This is a genomic window from Ancylobacter radicis (assembly GCF_018449475.1).
Lineage (GTDB): Bacteria > Pseudomonadota > Alphaproteobacteria > Rhizobiales > Xanthobacteraceae > Ancylobacter > Ancylobacter radicis.
Map to the genome: position 1 here is coordinate 226,147 of NZ_JAHCQH010000004.1, position 14,979 is coordinate 241,125.

Sequence of the window (14,979 nt, forward strand, 5' to 3'; positions counted from 1 at the left end):
CCCCGCTAGGCCCGCCCCTTCAGCAGGCGCAGCGTGTGGCGGGCGATCATGGCTTCCTCGTCCGTGGGGATAACAAATACACGCTGCCGCGAGCCCTCCGCATCGATGCGCGAATCGTTCGCCTCATTCGCGCGGGCGTCGAGCTTCATGCCGAGAATCGCCAGGCGCGCGGCGATGCGCGCTCGTATGGGGGCGGATCGCTCGCCAATGCCGGCGGTGAAGACCAGCGCGTCGAGGCGGCCGAGTGTCACCGTGAACTGGGCGATGGCCTGCGCGACCTTCAGGCAGAAATAATCCACCGCCAGCGCGGCCTCGGGCGCCTCGCTCGCCAGCAATTCGCGCATGTCGCTGCTGATGCCCGAGAGACCCTTCAGACCACTGTCGTGATAGAGCAGATGGCCGACCTCGGCCGGGCTCATGCCCTTCTGCTCGATGAGGTGCAGCACCACGCCGGGGTCAAGCGCCCCGCAGCGCGTGCCCATGGGCAGGCCGTCCAGAGCGGTGAAGCTCATGGTGGAATCCTGGCTGTGCCCGTCCTGCAGCGCGCAGGCCGAGGCGCCGGAACCCAGATGGGCGATGACCACGCTGCCGGCGGCGGCTTCCAGGTCGAGTTCGCGCAGGCGGCCCGCGACATATTCATAGGACAGCCCGTGAAAGCCGTAGCGCCGCACGCCGTCCTCATAGAGCGCCCGGGGCAGGGCGAAGCGATCGGCAATCTCCGGGTGGTCGCGATGGAACGCGGTGTCGAAACAGGCAACCTGCGGAAGATCGGGTCGACGCTGGCGGATGACGCGAATGGGGTCGAGGTTGGTCAGCTGGTGCAGCGGAGCCAGCGGGATGAAGCTCTCCAGCCGCGTGAAAACCGCGTCGTCGATCAGGACGGGATGGCTGTAATCGGGCCCGCCATGCACCACGCGATGGCCGACGCCAATCAGATGATGGTCGTCGATCAGCGGCGTGATCCAGTCGCCAATGGCGTGCTGGGCCTCATGCGGGCTGGCGATTTCCTGCGCTGAGAAGGATTGATCGACCAGAGATGCGCCGTCGCCGTCGCGGGCGATGAGGCGCGGACGGGTGCCGATGCCGTCCAGCGCGCCTCCGATCAGGGGGGCGAAATCCTCGCCGTCCACCCGGTAGAGCTTGAACTTGATGGAGGAGGAGCCGGCATTCACCACGAAAAGCACGTCGCTCATGGTCTAGCCCCCAAGGCCCGGTTGGCGCAGCCGCGCATCGGCATAGAGCACGGCGACGGCGCAGGAGGCGAGGCGGGTTTTCAGCGTATCGGCGCGGCTGGTCAGGATCACCGGAACGCGCGCACCAAGCACGATCCCGGCGGCGTCAGCGCCGGCCATGAAGGTGAGGTTCTTGGCGAGCATGTTGCCGGCTTCGAGATCGGGGGCGACGAGGATCTGCGCACGGCCGGCGACGGGCGAGGTCAGGCCCTTGATGCGCGCGGCGTCGGGCGAGATGGCGTTGTCGAGCGCCAGCGGTCCGTCGAGTTCGGCGCCGGTGATCTGGCCACGCTCGGCCATCTTGCACAGCGCGGCGGCGTCAAGGGTGGAGGGGATGCTGGTGGTCACGGTCTCGATGGCGGAGAGAATCGCCACGCGCGGGCGTCCGAGCCCGAGGCCCCGATGCAGGTCGATCGCGTTCTGGACGATGTCGCGCTTGGCGTCGAGGTCGGGGAAGATGTTGACCGCCGCATCGGTGATGAACAGCGGCTCGGGATAGGACGGCACGTCCATGATGAAGACATGGCTGACGCGCCGGCCGGTGCGCAGGCCCGTGTCGCGCGCGGTGATGGCGGCGAGCATCTCGTCGCTGTGCAGGCTGCCTTTCATCAGCAGCGCCGCCTCGCCTTCGCGCACCAGTTCCACCGCGCGCGCCGCGGAGGCCGCGCTGTGCGGGGTGTCAACTCTTTCAATGTCGGTGAGATCGAGCCCGTGCTCGCGCGCTACCGTGTCGATCCGTGCCTGCGGGCCGACCAGTATGGGGATGATGAGCCCGGCCGCGGCGGCATCCAGGGCGGCGCGCAACGAAGATTCATCGCAGGGGTGAGCCACCGCCGTGCGCAGCGGGCCGACGGCGGCGGCGCGGGCGATCAGGTCGCGATAATTGCCGTGGGTGGGATGCGGGCTGACGCTTTGATCCATGACGTTCCTTGCGACCCGTGGCGTGGCCGGGTGGAGCCTTGATGAAGGTTGCCACGGGAAGGTGAAGGGGCCGTGGCGTCCTTGACCTGTCGCAAGAGACCAGAATTTGCAGCCCCCGGCCAGCAGGGGGCTGACGGGTGAGGCTCAGTCCTCGTTGGCGGCGCGCATCTGCTTTTCCAGCAGCTTGCGCTCGACGGTCTGGAGATGGGCGCGCATCGCGGCGGCAGCCCCCGCCATGTCGCGGTGCTCGATGGCGTCGACGATCGCGTCATGTTCGGCAAAGCTGTGATGGGTCGGCAGCGGGCGTACCGGCGCCGTGCGCAGCCGGCCCCAGGTCACGGCCCGGCGTACCGCGTTCAGCGTATCGAACAGGCCGAGCAGCAGGCTGTTCTGCGTCGCTTCGGCAATGGTGCGGTGAAGCCGCGTGTCCCAGCCTTCATATTGCCGCCAGGTTTCCGCCTGCCGCGAGCGGGTGAGGCACAGGCGCATCTCGGAAATGGCGGCGGGGGTCGCGGTGAAGGCGGCGGCGCGGGTAATCTCCGGTTCGATGACGAGGCGCGCGCGCATCACCTCGGCCGGATTGCTGCGTCGGGCGAGGGCGGCGATGTCGGCGAAGGTGTCGAGCGGCCGGCTGCCCATGAAGGTGCCCTTGCCGACATGGCGCCAGAGCTGGCCCTCGGCTTCGAGCACGTCGAGCGCCTTGCGCAGTTCGGTGCGCGAGACGCCGAGGGCGGCGGACAGCTCGCGCTCGGGCGGCAGGCGCCCATCATCGGGCAGGTCCGTCTGGGCCAGATAGGCGCGCAGTTGGGTGACGATGCCCTGTGCCGGATGGGTATCAGGATGGGAATTCAGCATAGGCGCAGGGCTCAACCAAAGTTCGAATTGGTTCAATCTATGAAGCGGCGGACCCGAGCGGTCAAGCCGTTTTGAACTTGACCGCATCTTTCAGCCAATATAAACCAAAAAGCAATTGGTCGTTTACCTCGCGGGGTAACGGCAGCCGTGGATCCAACCACTCGGCATCATGGGAGACGAAAATGCTCAAGAGCCTTACCCAGGGATTGGTGCGCCTGTCGGGCACCGCCGCCGTGCTCGGCGTCAGCGCGACGCTGGCCTTCGCGCCGCAGGCTGAAGCCAAGGTGCGCGTCGCCTATGGCGACATTGCGAGCGTCGAGAACCTCCATCTCCTCGCCGCCTTCGAGCTCGCCAAGCAGAAGGGTGTCGAAATCGAGATGACCTATCTGAAGTCCGAGGACATCGCGGCCCAGGCCGTGGTCGGCGGGCAGGCGGATATCGGCGTCGGCGGTCCCTATGCGCTGATCCAGAAGGTGAAGGTGCCGGTGCGCATCTTCCTGCAGCTCTCCACGCTGCGCTTCTACCCGGCGGTCAATGCCGAATTCTACAAGACCTGGAAGGACCTCGACGGCCAGGAAATCGCCGTGCATTCGCGCGGTTCCGGCACCGAGGCGATCATGAAGCTGATGGAGGAGAAGCAGGGCATCAAGTTCTCCAAGATCAGCTACATCCCCGGCTCGGAAGTGCGCACCGGCGCGCTGCTGCAGGGCAATGTGAAGGCGACCATCGTCGACACCAATGGGCGCAAGCTGCTCGCGGCGAAGGCGCCGGGCAAGTTCATCATCCTGCCGCTGGATGGCATCAACGCCACCGATGAGGCGCTGTTCGCCCGCCAGGACTTCCTCGACAAGAACCCGAAGGACGTCGACATCATCGTCGAGTCGATCCTGACCACCTGGCGCGAAGTCACCAAGAACCCGGCGATCGTTGCCGAGTGGCGCACCAAGTACAAGCTCCTGCCGGACCTGCCGGCCGATCAGGTCGCCGAGATCACGCCCTATTTCACTGAACTCGCCGAAGGCAAGGCTTTCCCGCTCAATGGTGGCGGCGAGGCGGCAGCCAAGGACGACTTCGCCTTCTACACGCTCTCCGGCCAACTCACCGGCAAGCCGGCCGAGCTGAAGGTCGAGGAGTTCTGGGCGCTCGAGCCGCTGAACCGCGCGCTCGGCAAGATCGGCACGAATTGAGGCCGGCTTGATGGCAGTACCCGCTCACGTGAACGGCCCCTCGCGGACCGTCCCCGGCACCGAGGCTTCCTCCTTCTGGAGGAAGCTTTCGGAGCACCGCTCGGCCCTTTGGCGCATCGCCTCCATCGGGCTGTTCTTCCTCATCTGGGAAATCGCCGGCCGCATACCGATCAGCTTCGCCTTCCCGACCTTTCTGGAAACGCTGCGCGCCTTCGTCACCATGACGCTCGACGGCTCCTTCGTCGCCGCCTATGCGGAAACGCTGCAGCCGCTCGTCATCGGTATCGCCATCTCCACGGTGATCGGCATCGCGCTCGGCATCGTCATGGGTCTGTCGCGCTTCGCCGAATGGCTGGCCGCCCCGGTCTTCATCGTGCTGCAGGCCGCGCCGATGGCAGCGCTGATCCCGCTGATCACCTTCGTTTACGGTATCGGCCTGCTGGCAAAAACGCTGGCCGTCATCATGCTCGCTCTGCCGGTGATCGTGCTCAATGGCTATAAGGCGGTGCGCAATGCCAATCCGTCATTGGTTGCCATGTGCTATTCCTTCCAGGGAAACCTCTGGCAGCGCATCACCAAGATCATCATCCCCGATGCCAGCCCGGTCATTTTCGCCGGCCTGCGCCTCGGCCTCGCCGCCGGCTTCATCGGCGTGATCCTCGCCGAACTGCTGATCACCCCGACCGGCATCGGCGATCTCATCACCTATCACCGCTCGGTGGCGAACTACGCGGAAATGTATGCCGCCGTCGTCTCCATCATCCTCGTGTCCACGCTGACGCTGGCGGCGCTTGAGGCCTTCGAGCTTCGCGTGCTGCGTCCGGAAAAGAGAAGGTCCTGAGCCATGCGCAATATCACGGCGCATGCGGCGTCCGCCGCTGCCCATCCCGCCGGTGCCGACGTCGCGGTCGAGGTGCGGGGTGTCTGCAAGATGTATAGCGAGGTCGAGGCGCTGCGCAGCATCGACCTTGATTTCCCCGCCGGCAAGCTGACCACGCTGCTCGGCCCCTCGGGCTGCGGTAAGACCACGCTGCTCAAGATCATCGCCGGCCTCATTCCCGCGACCTCGGGCGAGATCCGCGTGAACGGCAAGACCGTGACCGGCCCCGGCCCGGAACGCGCCTTCGTGTTCCAGGACTTCGCGCTGATGCCCTGGGCGACGGTGATGCGCAATGTCGCCTTCGGCCTTGAGCTGAAGGGCATGGGCAAGGACGAGCGCCAGTCGATCGCCGCCCGATATATCAACGAGGTCGGGCTTGCCGGCTTCGAGAACAAGTACCCGCACGAACTCTCCGGCGGCATGCGCCAGCGTGTGGGCCTTGCCCGCGCCTTCGCGGTGAATGCCGACGTGCTGCTGCTCGACGAGCCGTTCTCGGCGGTGGATGAACAGAACCGTCGCAAGTTCCAGGAAGACCTGCTGCGCCTCGTCGCGCTGGAGAAGAAGACCTTCATCTTCGTCACCCATTCGATCGAGGAAGCGGTCTACTGCTCGGACCGCATCGTCATCCTCTCCCGCCGGCCGGGCCGCATCGCCCAGATCATCGAGCCGGAGATCGACCGCTCGGCGTCTCCCGACGCCATTCGCCGTGACCAGGGTTATCTCGATACCGTCGAGGAGATCTGGCAGGGCCTCAAGCGTTACGTCGATTAGGGGAGGGCGCGATGACACTTTTCGGCTATCGCGTGCCCATGATGGCCTCGCTCCTCGTGTGGTGCGTCATCTGGGAACTGGTGGGGCAATCGGGGGCGATGTTCCTCATCCCGCCGCTCTCGGACGTGCTGGTCGCGGCCGTGGCGCTGGTGCAGACCGGCACCTGGCAGGCGGCGGCGGTGACGACGCTGAACAGCTTCCTCATCGGCATGTTCTTCGCCATCCTTGTTGGCATCATCCTGGGCGTTCTGATGGGGCGCTTCCAGGCGGTCGACAATCTGTTGGGTATCTGGGTCAACATCTTCGTCTCGGCGCCGCTCTCTGCGCTGGTGCCGGTGCTGATGATCCTGTTCGGCATGGGCGAGACCACGGTGGTGGTCACCGTCTTCCTGTTCGCCGTCTGGATTATTGTGCTGGACACGCGGGCCGGGATACAGGGCGTGCCCAATTCCCTCATCGAGATGGGGCGCAGCTACGGCGCCTCGCCCCTCGCCCTCTACGGCAAGATCATTCTTCTCGCCGCGCTTCCCGAAATCCTCGCCGGCATCCGGCTGGGCGTGGTGCGCGGTGTGAAGGGCGTGGTGATCGGCCAATTGCTGGTTTCCATCCTCGGCTATGGCGAGTTGTTCGAGCTCTATTCGCGCAACTTCGACATGGAGAACTTCTGGGCCCTGACCATTATCCTGTTCGCCGCGGCGATGGGGTTGTCGGCCCTGATCGAAAATATTGAGAAACGCGTCGACTATTACGCAGGAGTACGCTGATGAACGCCCCTCTCGACCATTCCGCCTATGTGATCGCGCCTCCTGGCATTCCGACGCTCCCCGTCGAAGGCTCGGACAAGCTGTTCCCCATCCACCGCATCTACTGCGTCGGCCGCAACTATGCCGAGCACGCGATCGAGATGGGGCATGATCCGAACAAGGAGCCGCCCTTCTTCTTCCAGAAGAATCCCGACAACGTCATCACCAATGGCACCTTCCCCTATCCCGACAAATCCAGCGATGTGCATTACGAGCTGGAAATGCTCGTGGCGCTGAGCAAGGGCGGGGTGAACATCCCCGTGGAGACGGCGATGGAACATGTGTGGGGCTATGGCATCGGTCTCGACATGACCCGCCGCGACCTGCAGGGCGAGGCCAAGAAGCTCGGACGGCCGTGGGAAGTGGGCAAGGCGTTCGAAGCTTCCGCGCCCTGCTCGGCGTTGGTGCCGGCCTCGAAGATCGGTCACCCGACCGACGGCAAGGTGTGGCTGAACGTCAATGGCGTGCAGCGCCAGGTCGGCGACCTCAACCAGATGATCTGGAAGGTGCCGGAGATGATCTCGATCCTCTCGGGCCTGTTCGAGCTGAAGGCCGGCGACATCATCATGTCCGGCACGCCCGCCGGCGTCGGCGCGATCGTGCGCGGCGACGTGATGGAAGGCGGCGTCGACGGCGTCGGCAGATTCACCGTCAAGGTCGTCTAGGCCATTCCATCTTAGAGAGAAAAAGGCGGCCTGCGGGCCGCCTTTTTTGTTGGCTCAGGACGGGCGGCGGGCGACGAGGTCGATCTCGACCAGCGCCTCGCGGGCGAGGCCGGTGACGCCAACGCAGGTGCGGGCGGGGCGGCGGTCGGCCGGGAAATAGGACGCATAGGCGGCGTTCATCGCCGGGTAGTCGCGGTGGAATTCGGTGAGATACACCCGTGCCTGCACGACATGGGAGAGGTCGAGCCCCAGCCCGTCCAGCACGATGACCAGATTGTCCATCACACGGCGCGTCTGTGCCTCCACGCCCTCGGGGAGGGGGCGGGAATCATCGTCCGGCCAGGTTGGCATCTGGCCGGTGATGAACACCCAGCCATCGGCTTCGACGGCGTGACTGAAGGGCGCGACCGGCGTCGGCGCGCCGGGAATCATGAGGAATTGCGGGGGCATAGAGGCTCCGGTGAAGAGGCTGATTCAGGCGGCGAGTTTGGTGAGCACGGCGGCGAAGCGGCGGCGGGCAACCTCGCGGTCACGGTGCCGGCCGGCTTCCACCAGCTTAACGCCGCGCCGCCACACACAGTCAACCGCCGTGCCGGCCGCGGCGAAAATCCAGCCGTCGAACAAGGCGTTACCTTGTCGCTCCGTCAGCGAGGGATGGCTTGCGTCGAGGCTGACCATATCGGCGGGCGCGCCGACTTTGAGGCCGGCCGGGGCGCCCAGCGCCTGCGCGCCGCCCTCCAGCGCGCCGGCGAACAGGGCGGCGCCGGTGGAGCGGCCCTCGGTCATCGCCAATACGTTGCGGGCGCGGTGGGCGAGGCGCTGGGAATATTCCAGCAGGCGCAGCTCCTCGGCGGCGTCGATCCGAACATTCGAATCCGAGCCGACGCCATAGCGCCCGCCCGCCTCCAGAAAGGCCGGAGCGGGGAAGATGCCGTCGCCGAGATTGGCCTCGGTGATCGGGCAAAGCCCTGCCACGGCGCCGCTTTTCGCCATGGCGCGGGTCTCCTGCGGCCTCATGTGGGTGGCGTGGATGAGGCACCATCGGGCATCCACCGGGGCATGGTCGAGCAGATAGGCGACCGGGCGCTGACCGGCGAAGGCGAGGCAGTCCTCGACCTCCTTCATCTGCTCGGCGACATGGATATGGACCGGGCCGTCGGTGAGCGGGGCGAGGGCGGCGATCTGTTCCACCGTGGCGGCGCGCAGGCTGTGCGGGGCGAGGCCGAGCACGCCATCGGGAAGATCAGCCACAGGCTTGCGAGCTGATTCAATCAGGCGTTCGAAGCTGTTGATATTATTTATGAAACGACGCTGTCCGTGGGTCGGCGCCTGCCCGCCGAAGCCGCCATGGGCGTAGAATACCGGCAGCAAAGTGAGGGCGATGCCGGTGGCGCTCGCGGCCGCGCAGATGCGCTCAGATAATTCGCCTATGTTTCTGTAGGGATTGCCATTTTTGTCATGGTGCAGATAGTGGAACTCGCCGACGCGGGTGAAGCCGGCTTCCAGCATCTCGACATAGGCGAGAGTGGCGATGGCCTCGACATCGTCGGGGTCCATGCGGTCGACCGCCCGGTACATGGCCTCGCGCCAGGTCCAGAAACTGTCCCCGGTCGGCCCGCGCACCTCGGTGCCGCCGGCAAAGGCCCGCTGGAACGCGTGGCTGTGCAGATTCGGGAGTCCCGGCAAGGCGATGGCATGGCGCTCTGAGGCGGCGCGCGAATCCGTTCCCACATCGATTCCGGTGATCCATCCGTCGCTGACAGACAGAGTCACATTCCGCGCCCAACCATCTGACAGATAAGCGTTTTCGAACCAGAAGCGGGTCGTCGGCGCAGGTGTTGCGGCGGGCGCTGTAGCGGACATGGGCACGTCGCTCCCGAGGGCTATGGACAAGGTAGTGAAAACGTCATTATGTATAGACATTATTCATTGCCCTGTCACCCGATCAAGGAGCGCCCATGCGCTGCGACCGTCTCTGGCGAGGCGCCCGGATCGCCACGCTGGCACCGGACCGCCCCGGCCTCGGCATCATCGAGAATGGGGTGATCGGGGTGCGCGATGGGCGCATCGTGCTGGTGGCCGATCAGTGCAGTGAGGTGGAGTGTCAGGCCGATGAGACCATCGCGTGCGAGGGGCGCTGGATCACGCCCGGCCTGATCGACTGCCACACCCATCTCGTCTTCGGCGGCGACCGCGCGGCCGAGTTCGAGCAGCGTCTCGCCGGGGTCTCCTATGAGGCGATCGCGCGGGCCGGGGGCGGCATTGTCTCGACGATGAAAGCCACCCGAGCGGCGAGCGAGGAGGAGCTGGTCGCTTCCGCGCTGCCACGGCTCGATGCGCTGATCGGGGAGGGGGTCACCACGGTCGAGATCAAATCCGGCTACGGGCTCTCCACCGCCGCCGAAATGAAAAGCCTGCGCGCCGCCCGCGCCCTTGGCGAGGTCCGGCCGGTTTCCGTCACCACCACCTTCCTCGGCGCCCACGCCATGCCGCCGGAATCGATGGGCGACAAGGACGGCTACATTGATCATCTCCGGCGCAACATGCTGCCGGCGATCGCCACTGCCGGGCTGGCGGATGCGGTCGACGGCTTTTGCGAGGGCATCGCGTTCTCGCCCGCCCAGATCGAGCGTCTGTTCAAGGCCGCGCGCGATCTCGGCCTGCCGGTGAAGCTGCATGCCGACCAGCTCTCTAATCTCCATGGCGCGGCGCTGGCGGCCTCCTTTGGCGCGCTGTCGGCCGATCACCTCGAACATACCGACGCGGAGGGCGCGGTCGCCATGGCGCAAGCCGGCACGGTGGCCGTACTGCTACCGGGCGCCTTCTATTTCATCCGCGAGACCAAGCTGCCGCCGGTCGACCTGTTTCGCCGCCATGGCGTGAAGCTGGCGCTGGCGACCGACTGCAATCCCGGCACCTCGCCGCTGACCTCGCTGCTGCTGACCATGAATATGGGCGCGACGCTGTTCCGCCTCACCGTCGAGGAATGCCTCGCCGGGGTGACGCGCGAGGCGGCCCGCGCCTTGGGGCGGCTGGATGAAGTCGGCACCATCGAGGTCGGCAAATATTGCGACCTCGCCATCTGGGACATCGAGCGCCCGGCGGAGCTGGTCTACCGCATGGGCTTCAACCCGCTTCACGCCCGCGTCTGGAGGGGCCAATGAATCATGTCATCCTGAAACCCGGCGCGGTGAGCCTTGCCGAATGGCGCGCGGTCTATCGCGGCACCCCGGTCGCTCTCGATCTGGCCGCGCAACCGGTGATTGCGCGCAGCGCAGCGGCGGTGGCGGCGATCCTTGCCAAGGGCGAGCCGGTCTATGGCATCAATACCGGCTTCGGGAAGCTCGCCAGCGTGCGCATTCCCGATGCCGATCTTGAGACGCTCCAGCGCAATATCGTGCTCTCCCACGCCGCGGGCGTCGGCGAGCCGATGCCGGTGCCGGTGGCGCGGCTGATGATGGCGCTGAAGCTGGCGAGCCTCGCTCAAGGAGCGTCCGGCATCCGCCCGGCGACCATCGAATTGCTGGAGGCGATGCTGGCCAAGGGGCTGACGCCGGTCGTGCCGTGCCAGGGCTCGGTCGGTGCCTCCGGCGATCTCGCCCCGCTCGCCCATATGACGGCGACGATGATCGGGGTCGGCGAGGTGTTTGTCGGCAGCGCCCGCCTTGCCGCCGGCGAGGCGCTGGCGCAGGCGGGCCTCGCGCCGGTGACGCTCGGCCCCAAGGAAGGGCTGGCGCTGCTCAACGGCACGCAATTCTCCACCGCCAATGCGCTGGCCGGCCTGTTCGGGGCCGAGAACCTCTACCGTTCGGCGCTGGTGACGGGGGCGCTGTCGACAGATGCGGCGCGGGGCTCCGACGCCCCGTTCGATCCGCGCATCCATGCCCTGCGCAAGCATCGCGGGCAGATCGAGACGGCGGACGCGCTGCGTGCGCTGATGGCGGGTTCGGCGATCCGGGCCTCGCATCTGGTGGGTGACGAGCGGGTGCAGGACCCCTATTGCCTGCGCTGCCAGCCGCAGGTGATGGGCGCCTGCCTCGACCTGCTGCGTCAGGCGGCGACGACGCTGGAAACGGAAGCCAACGGTGTCTCCGACAATCCGCTGATCTTCCCGGAGGAGGGCGAGGCCCTGTCGGGCGGCAATTTCCACGCCGAGCCGGTGGCCTTCGCTGCCGACATGATCGCGCTTGCCGTGTGCGAGATCGGCTCGCTCAGCGAGCGGCGTATTGCCATGCTGGTCGATCCCGCTCTGTCGGGTATGCCGGCCTTCCTCACCCCGAAGCCGGGGCTGAATTCCGGCTTCATGATCCCGCAGGTGACGGCGGCGGCGCTGGTCTCCGAGAACAAGCAGCGGGCCTATCCGGCGAGCGTCGATTCGATTCCGACCTCGGCCAATCAGGAAGACCATGTGTCGATGGCCGCCCATGGCGCGCGCCGGCTGCTGGGGATGGTGGAGAACGCGGTCTGCGTGCTCGGCATCGAATTGCTGGCCGGCGCGCAGGGCTGCGATTTCCACGCACCGCTCGCCTCCTCGCCGGTGCTTGAACAGGTGCGGGCGCGGCTGCGGAGCGAGGTGCCGCATCTCGACGAGGACCGCCATTTCGCGCCCGACATGGATAAGGCCAACGCCCTCATCCGCTCCGGCGCCATCGCCGGCCTCGCGGCGGCGCTGCTGCCGAATGTGAGCGGGGCGTGAGGGGGATGGCGCGCCAGTCCCTCGGCTTTCTTACCTCTCCCCGTGGGGGAGAGGTCGGCGCGCAGCGCCGGGTGAGGGGCCATGCGCGCGTGGCCCCTCACCCTACCCCTCTCCCCGACGGGGAGAGGGAGCCGGTTGTGCCGGTGGGGATGTCTGACCTCTCCCCGTGGGGGAGAGATCGGCGCGTAGCGCCGGGTGAGGGGGCCTTCCGGCCCAAGGCCGGGCATGACGTCGATCGGCTGGAGCCGCGTTCATTCCCCCGCGTGCCCTCATGCCCGGGCTTGACCCGGGCATCCATGGTGGATGCCGCAGTTTGGGCGGTACGGCTGGATCCTCGGGTCAAACCCGAGGATGAGGGAATTGAGGGGCCGTGCGCATGACCGTCATGACTCATCCCCCCTTCCTCACCGTGCATCGCGGCACCGCCCCGCTGGTGATATCGCTGCCACATACCGGCACCGATATTCCGCCCGAGCTGGAAGCCGACCTCGTCTCGCCCTGGCTGGCGCGCAAGGACTGCGACTGGTGGATCGAGCAGCTCTATGATTTCGCCGCCGGGCTCGGCGCCAGCGTGGTGCGGACCGCGATATCCCGCACCGTGATCGACGTGAACCGCGATCCCTCCGGCGTCTCGCTCTATCCCGGCCAGGCGACGACCGAGCTGTGCCCGACCACGACCTTCGACGGCGAGCCGCTCTACAAGGAGGGGCGGACTCCCGATGTGGCCGCGCGGCGGGCGGCCTTTTTCGAGCCCTATCACGCGTCGCTGGCCGGCGAGATCGCGGCGGCGCGAGAGGTCCATGGCACGGTGGTGCTGTATGACTGCCACTCCATCCGCTCGGTGATCCCCCGCCTGTTCGAGGGCACGCTGCCCGAACTCGATCTCGGCACCAATGCGGGCGCGAGCTGCGCGCCGGAGCTGGAGGCCGCCCTGGCGGCGCTCTGTCGGGGAACCGGACGTTCCTTCGTCAGCAATGGCCGCTTCAAGGGCGGTTACATCACCCGCCAGTACGGGCGCCCGGAGGCGGGCGTCCATGCCGTGCAGATGGAACTCGCCTGCCGCGTCTATCTGGCCGAGGCGCTCGGCGCGGTCGGGCCGGACAATTGGCCGACGCCCTATGAGCCCGCCTATGCGGGCGCGTTGCGCGACAGCCTCATCACCCTGTTCAAGACCCTCATCGGCTTTGCCCGCGCCCGCGCCTGAAGGAGCACGATCATGACCCGCATCGACAATTCCCGCGTCATCCGGGCCCCGCGCGGCACGGCGCTCTCGGCCAAAAGCTGGCTGACCGAAGCCCCGCTGCGCATGCTGATGAACAATCTCGACCCCGATGTTGCGGAAAAGCCCTCCGAACTGGTGGTCTATGGCGGCATCGGCCGCGCCGCCCGCGACTGGGAGAGCTTCGACCGCATCGTCGCCAGCCTGCGCGCGCTGGAGGAGGACCAGACGCTGCTGGTGCAGTCCGGCAAGCCGGTGGGCGTGTTCCGCACCCACAAGGACGCGCCGCGCGTGCTGATCGCCAATTCCAACCTCGTGCCGCGCTGGGCGAGCTGGGAGCATTTCAACGAGCTCGACCGCAAGGGCCTCGCCATGTACGGCCAGATGACGGCCGGCTCGTGGATCTATATCGGCGCGCAGGGCATCGTGCAGGGCACCTACGAGACCTTCGTGGAGATGGGCCGCCAGCATTTCGGCGGCTCGCTCACGGGCAAATGGATCCTCACCGGGGGGCTGGGCGGCATGGGCGGGGCGCAGCCGCTCGCCGCCACCATGGCCGGGGCGAGCTGCCTCGCGGTGGAGTGCCGGCCCTCCTCGATCGAGTTCCGCCTGCGCACCGGCTATCTCGACACCTCGACCACCAGCCTCGACGAGGCGCTGATGATGATCGAACGCGCCTGCGATGAGGGCCGCGCGCTCTCCGTCGGCCTGCTCGGCAATGCGGCGCAGGTGCTGCCCGAGCTGGTGAAGCGCGGCATCCGGCCGGACATCGTCACCGACCAGACCTCCGCCCATGACCCGGTGAACGGCTATCTGCCGCTCGGCTGGCGGCTGGACGAATGGGAGGACCGCAAGCAGAGCGACCCGGCCGGGGTGGCGAAGGCCGCCAAGGCCTCCATGGCGGTGCATGTGCAGGCGATGCTCGACTTCTTCCATGCCGGCGTGCCGACCGTCGACTATGGCAACAATATCCGCCAGATGGCGCTGGAGGAGGGGGTGGCGAACGCCTTCGACTTCCCCGGCTTCGTGCCGGCCTATATCCGCCCGCTGTTCTGCCGCGGTATCGGCCCGTTCCGCTGGGCCGCGCTGTCCGGCGACCCGCAGGACATTGCCCGCACCGACGCCAAGGTGAAGGAGCTGATCCCCGACAATCCGCATCTGCACAACTGGCTGGACATGGCCGCCGCGCGCATCCAGTTCCAGGGCCTGCCGGCGCGCATCTGCTGGGTCGGGCTCGGCGACCGGCACCGGCTCGGCCTCGCCTTCAACGAGATGGTGCGCACGGGCGAACTCAAGGCGCCGATCGTGATCGGCCGCGACCATCTCGATTCCGGCTCGGTCGCCTCGCCCAACCGCGAGACCGAGGCGATGCGGGACGGCTCCGACGCCGTCTCCGACTGGCCGCTGCTCAACGCGCTGCTCAACACCGCCTCGGGCGCCACCTGGGTGAGCCTGCACCATGGTGGCGGCGTCGGCATGGGCTTCTCGCAGCATGCCGGCATGGTGATCTGCGCCGACGGCACGGCGGACGCCGCCCGCCGCCTCGCCCGCGTGCTGTGGAACGACCCGGCGACCGGGGTGATGCGCCACGCCGACGCCGGCTACGACATCGCGCTCGCCTGCGCCCGCGAGCACCAGCTCGACCTGCCGGGCATTCTGGGGTGAGGCGAGGGGCGGCGATGCTGGCCTGTCGAGAACAGGTCAAGAACATGAGCCTTGCCGCCCCCGCCGAATCGCCGGCATTCTGAGC

Annotated in this window: 14 protein-coding genes; 9 read left to right on the forward strand and 5 right to left on the reverse strand. The window is 67.1% G+C overall.

The window, feature by feature from the left end; genetic code table 11:
* Positions 1–5: 5 nt before the first annotated feature.
* The 3 genes from KIP89_RS01255 to KIP89_RS01265 all read right to left on the reverse strand — a co-directional run bounded on the left by KIP89_RS01255 (position 6) and on the right by KIP89_RS01265 (position 3,008).
* Positions 6–1,193: an acetate/propionate family kinase gene (locus KIP89_RS01255; protein WP_213753591.1), complete on the reverse strand. Its 1,188-nt coding sequence runs from the start codon at positions 1,191–1,193 to the stop codon at positions 6–8.
* Between the two features lie 3 nt (positions 1,194–1,196).
* Positions 1,197–2,153 carry a phosphate acetyltransferase gene (locus tag KIP89_RS01260; RefSeq protein ID WP_213753592.1) on the reverse strand — a complete coding sequence of 319 codons (957 nt, stop codon included), beginning with the start codon at positions 2,151–2,153 and terminating at the stop codon, positions 1,197–1,199.
* A 144-nt stretch (positions 2,154–2,297) separates the two neighbouring features.
* A complete protein-coding gene (locus tag KIP89_RS01265) occupies positions 2,298–3,008 on the reverse strand; it encodes a FadR/GntR family transcriptional regulator (RefSeq protein WP_213753593.1) in 711 nt (236 codons plus the stop codon).
* 182 nt (positions 3,009–3,190) lie between these two features.
* On the opposite strand from KIP89_RS01265, the gene KIP89_RS01270 reads away from it, so the two are divergent.
* Genes KIP89_RS01270 through KIP89_RS01290 form a run of 5 tightly spaced genes read left to right on the forward strand, consistent with a single transcriptional unit; the run spans position 3,191 to position 7,314 of the window.
* The gene (locus KIP89_RS01270; RefSeq protein ID WP_213753594.1) at positions 3,191–4,195 is read left to right on the forward strand and encodes an ABC transporter substrate-binding protein; all 1,005 of its coding nucleotides are present in this window, start codon (positions 3,191–3,193) and stop codon (positions 4,193–4,195) included.
* Between the two features lie 10 nt (positions 4,196–4,205).
* A complete protein-coding gene (locus KIP89_RS01275) occupies positions 4,206–5,036 on the forward strand; it encodes an ABC transporter permease (RefSeq protein WP_213753595.1) in 831 nt (276 codons plus the stop codon).
* Positions 5,037–5,039: 3 nt separating this feature from the next.
* Positions 5,040–5,846: an ABC transporter ATP-binding protein gene (locus tag KIP89_RS01280; RefSeq protein ID WP_213753596.1), complete on the forward strand. Its 807-nt coding sequence runs from the start codon at positions 5,040–5,042 to the stop codon at positions 5,844–5,846.
* A gap of 11 nt (positions 5,847–5,857) precedes the next feature.
* Complete coding sequence (locus KIP89_RS01285) at positions 5,858–6,610, forward strand: ABC transporter permease (protein WP_213753597.1); 753 nt, start codon at positions 5,858–5,860, stop codon at positions 6,608–6,610.
* Complete coding sequence (locus tag KIP89_RS01290; RefSeq protein WP_213753598.1) at positions 6,610–7,314, forward strand: fumarylacetoacetate hydrolase family protein; 705 nt, start codon at positions 6,610–6,612, stop codon at positions 7,312–7,314. The genes KIP89_RS01285 and KIP89_RS01290 overlap by 1 nt, the downstream gene beginning before the upstream one ends.
* A 54-nt stretch (positions 7,315–7,368) precedes the next feature.
* On the opposite strand, the gene KIP89_RS01295 is transcribed toward KIP89_RS01290, so the two are convergent.
* Together KIP89_RS01295 and KIP89_RS01300 are read right to left on the reverse strand one after the other, a co-directional pair.
* Positions 7,369–7,764 (reverse strand): RidA family protein, encoded by a 396-nt coding sequence (locus KIP89_RS01295; protein WP_369807018.1) that lies wholly within the window; start codon positions 7,762–7,764, stop codon positions 7,369–7,371.
* Between the two features lie 24 nt (positions 7,765–7,788).
* Positions 7,789–9,177, reverse strand: coding sequence for a formimidoylglutamate deiminase (locus KIP89_RS01300; protein WP_213753599.1), 1,389 nt, complete (start codon positions 9,175–9,177; stop codon positions 7,789–7,791).
* 95 nt (positions 9,178–9,272) lie between these two features.
* Between KIP89_RS01300 and hutI the strand changes: the two genes are divergently transcribed.
* The 4 genes from hutI to hutU all read left to right on the forward strand — a co-directional run bounded on the left by hutI (position 9,273) and on the right by hutU (position 14,894).
* A complete protein-coding gene (gene hutI, locus KIP89_RS01305) occupies positions 9,273–10,478 on the forward strand; it encodes an imidazolonepropionase (RefSeq protein ID WP_213753600.1) in 1,206 nt (401 codons plus the stop codon).
* Positions 10,475–12,010 (forward strand): histidine ammonia-lyase, encoded by a 1,536-nt coding sequence (hutH, locus tag KIP89_RS01310; protein WP_213753601.1) that lies wholly within the window; start codon positions 10,475–10,477, stop codon positions 12,008–12,010. The genes hutI and hutH overlap by 4 nt, the downstream gene beginning before the upstream one ends.
* Positions 12,011–12,395: 385 nt before the next feature.
* Complete coding sequence (gene hutG, locus KIP89_RS01315; protein ID WP_213753671.1) at positions 12,396–13,214, forward strand: N-formylglutamate deformylase; 819 nt, start codon at positions 12,396–12,398, stop codon at positions 13,212–13,214.
* A 12-nt stretch (positions 13,215–13,226) separates the two neighbouring features.
* Entirely contained in the window at positions 13,227–14,894 is a 1,668-nt protein-coding gene (gene hutU, locus KIP89_RS01320; RefSeq protein ID WP_213753602.1) for a urocanate hydratase, read from the forward strand.
* The last annotated feature ends 85 nt before the right edge of the window (positions 14,895–14,979 follow it).

Coding starts and splice junctions, on each gene's coding strand:
- KIP89_RS01280 (WP_213753596.1), top strand. CDS start 5,040: ATGCGCAATATCACGGCGCATGCGGCGTCCGCCGCTGCCCATCCCGCC.
- KIP89_RS01260 (WP_213753592.1), bottom strand. CDS start 2,153: ATGGATCAAAGCGTCAGCCCGCATCCCACCCACGGCAATTATCGCGAC.
- KIP89_RS01255 (WP_213753591.1), bottom strand. CDS start 1,193: ATGAGCGACGTGCTTTTCGTGGTGAATGCCGGCTCCTCCTCCATCAAG.
- KIP89_RS01275 (WP_213753595.1), top strand. CDS start 4,206: ATGGCAGTACCCGCTCACGTGAACGGCCCCTCGCGGACCGTCCCCGGC.
- KIP89_RS01300 (WP_213753599.1), bottom strand. CDS start 9,177: ATGTCCGCTACAGCGCCCGCCGCAACACCTGCGCCGACGACCCGCTTC.
- KIP89_RS01285 (WP_213753597.1), top strand. CDS start 5,858: ATGACACTTTTCGGCTATCGCGTGCCCATGATGGCCTCGCTCCTCGTG.
- KIP89_RS01265 (WP_213753593.1), bottom strand. CDS start 3,008: ATGCTGAATTCCCATCCTGATACCCATCCGGCACAGGGCATCGTCACC.
- hutH (WP_213753601.1), top strand. CDS start 10,475: ATGAATCATGTCATCCTGAAACCCGGCGCGGTGAGCCTTGCCGAATGG.
- hutI (WP_213753600.1), top strand. CDS start 9,273: ATGCGCTGCGACCGTCTCTGGCGAGGCGCCCGGATCGCCACGCTGGCA.
- KIP89_RS01270 (WP_213753594.1), top strand. CDS start 3,191: ATGCTCAAGAGCCTTACCCAGGGATTGGTGCGCCTGTCGGGCACCGCC.
- KIP89_RS01290 (WP_213753598.1), top strand. CDS start 6,610: ATGAACGCCCCTCTCGACCATTCCGCCTATGTGATCGCGCCTCCTGGC.
- hutU (WP_213753602.1), top strand. CDS start 13,227: ATGACCCGCATCGACAATTCCCGCGTCATCCGGGCCCCGCGCGGCACG.
- KIP89_RS01295 (WP_369807018.1), bottom strand. CDS start 7,764: ATGCCCCCGCAATTCCTCATGATTCCCGGCGCGCCGACGCCGGTCGCG.
- hutG (WP_213753671.1), top strand. CDS start 12,396: ATGACTCATCCCCCCTTCCTCACCGTGCATCGCGGCACCGCCCCGCTG.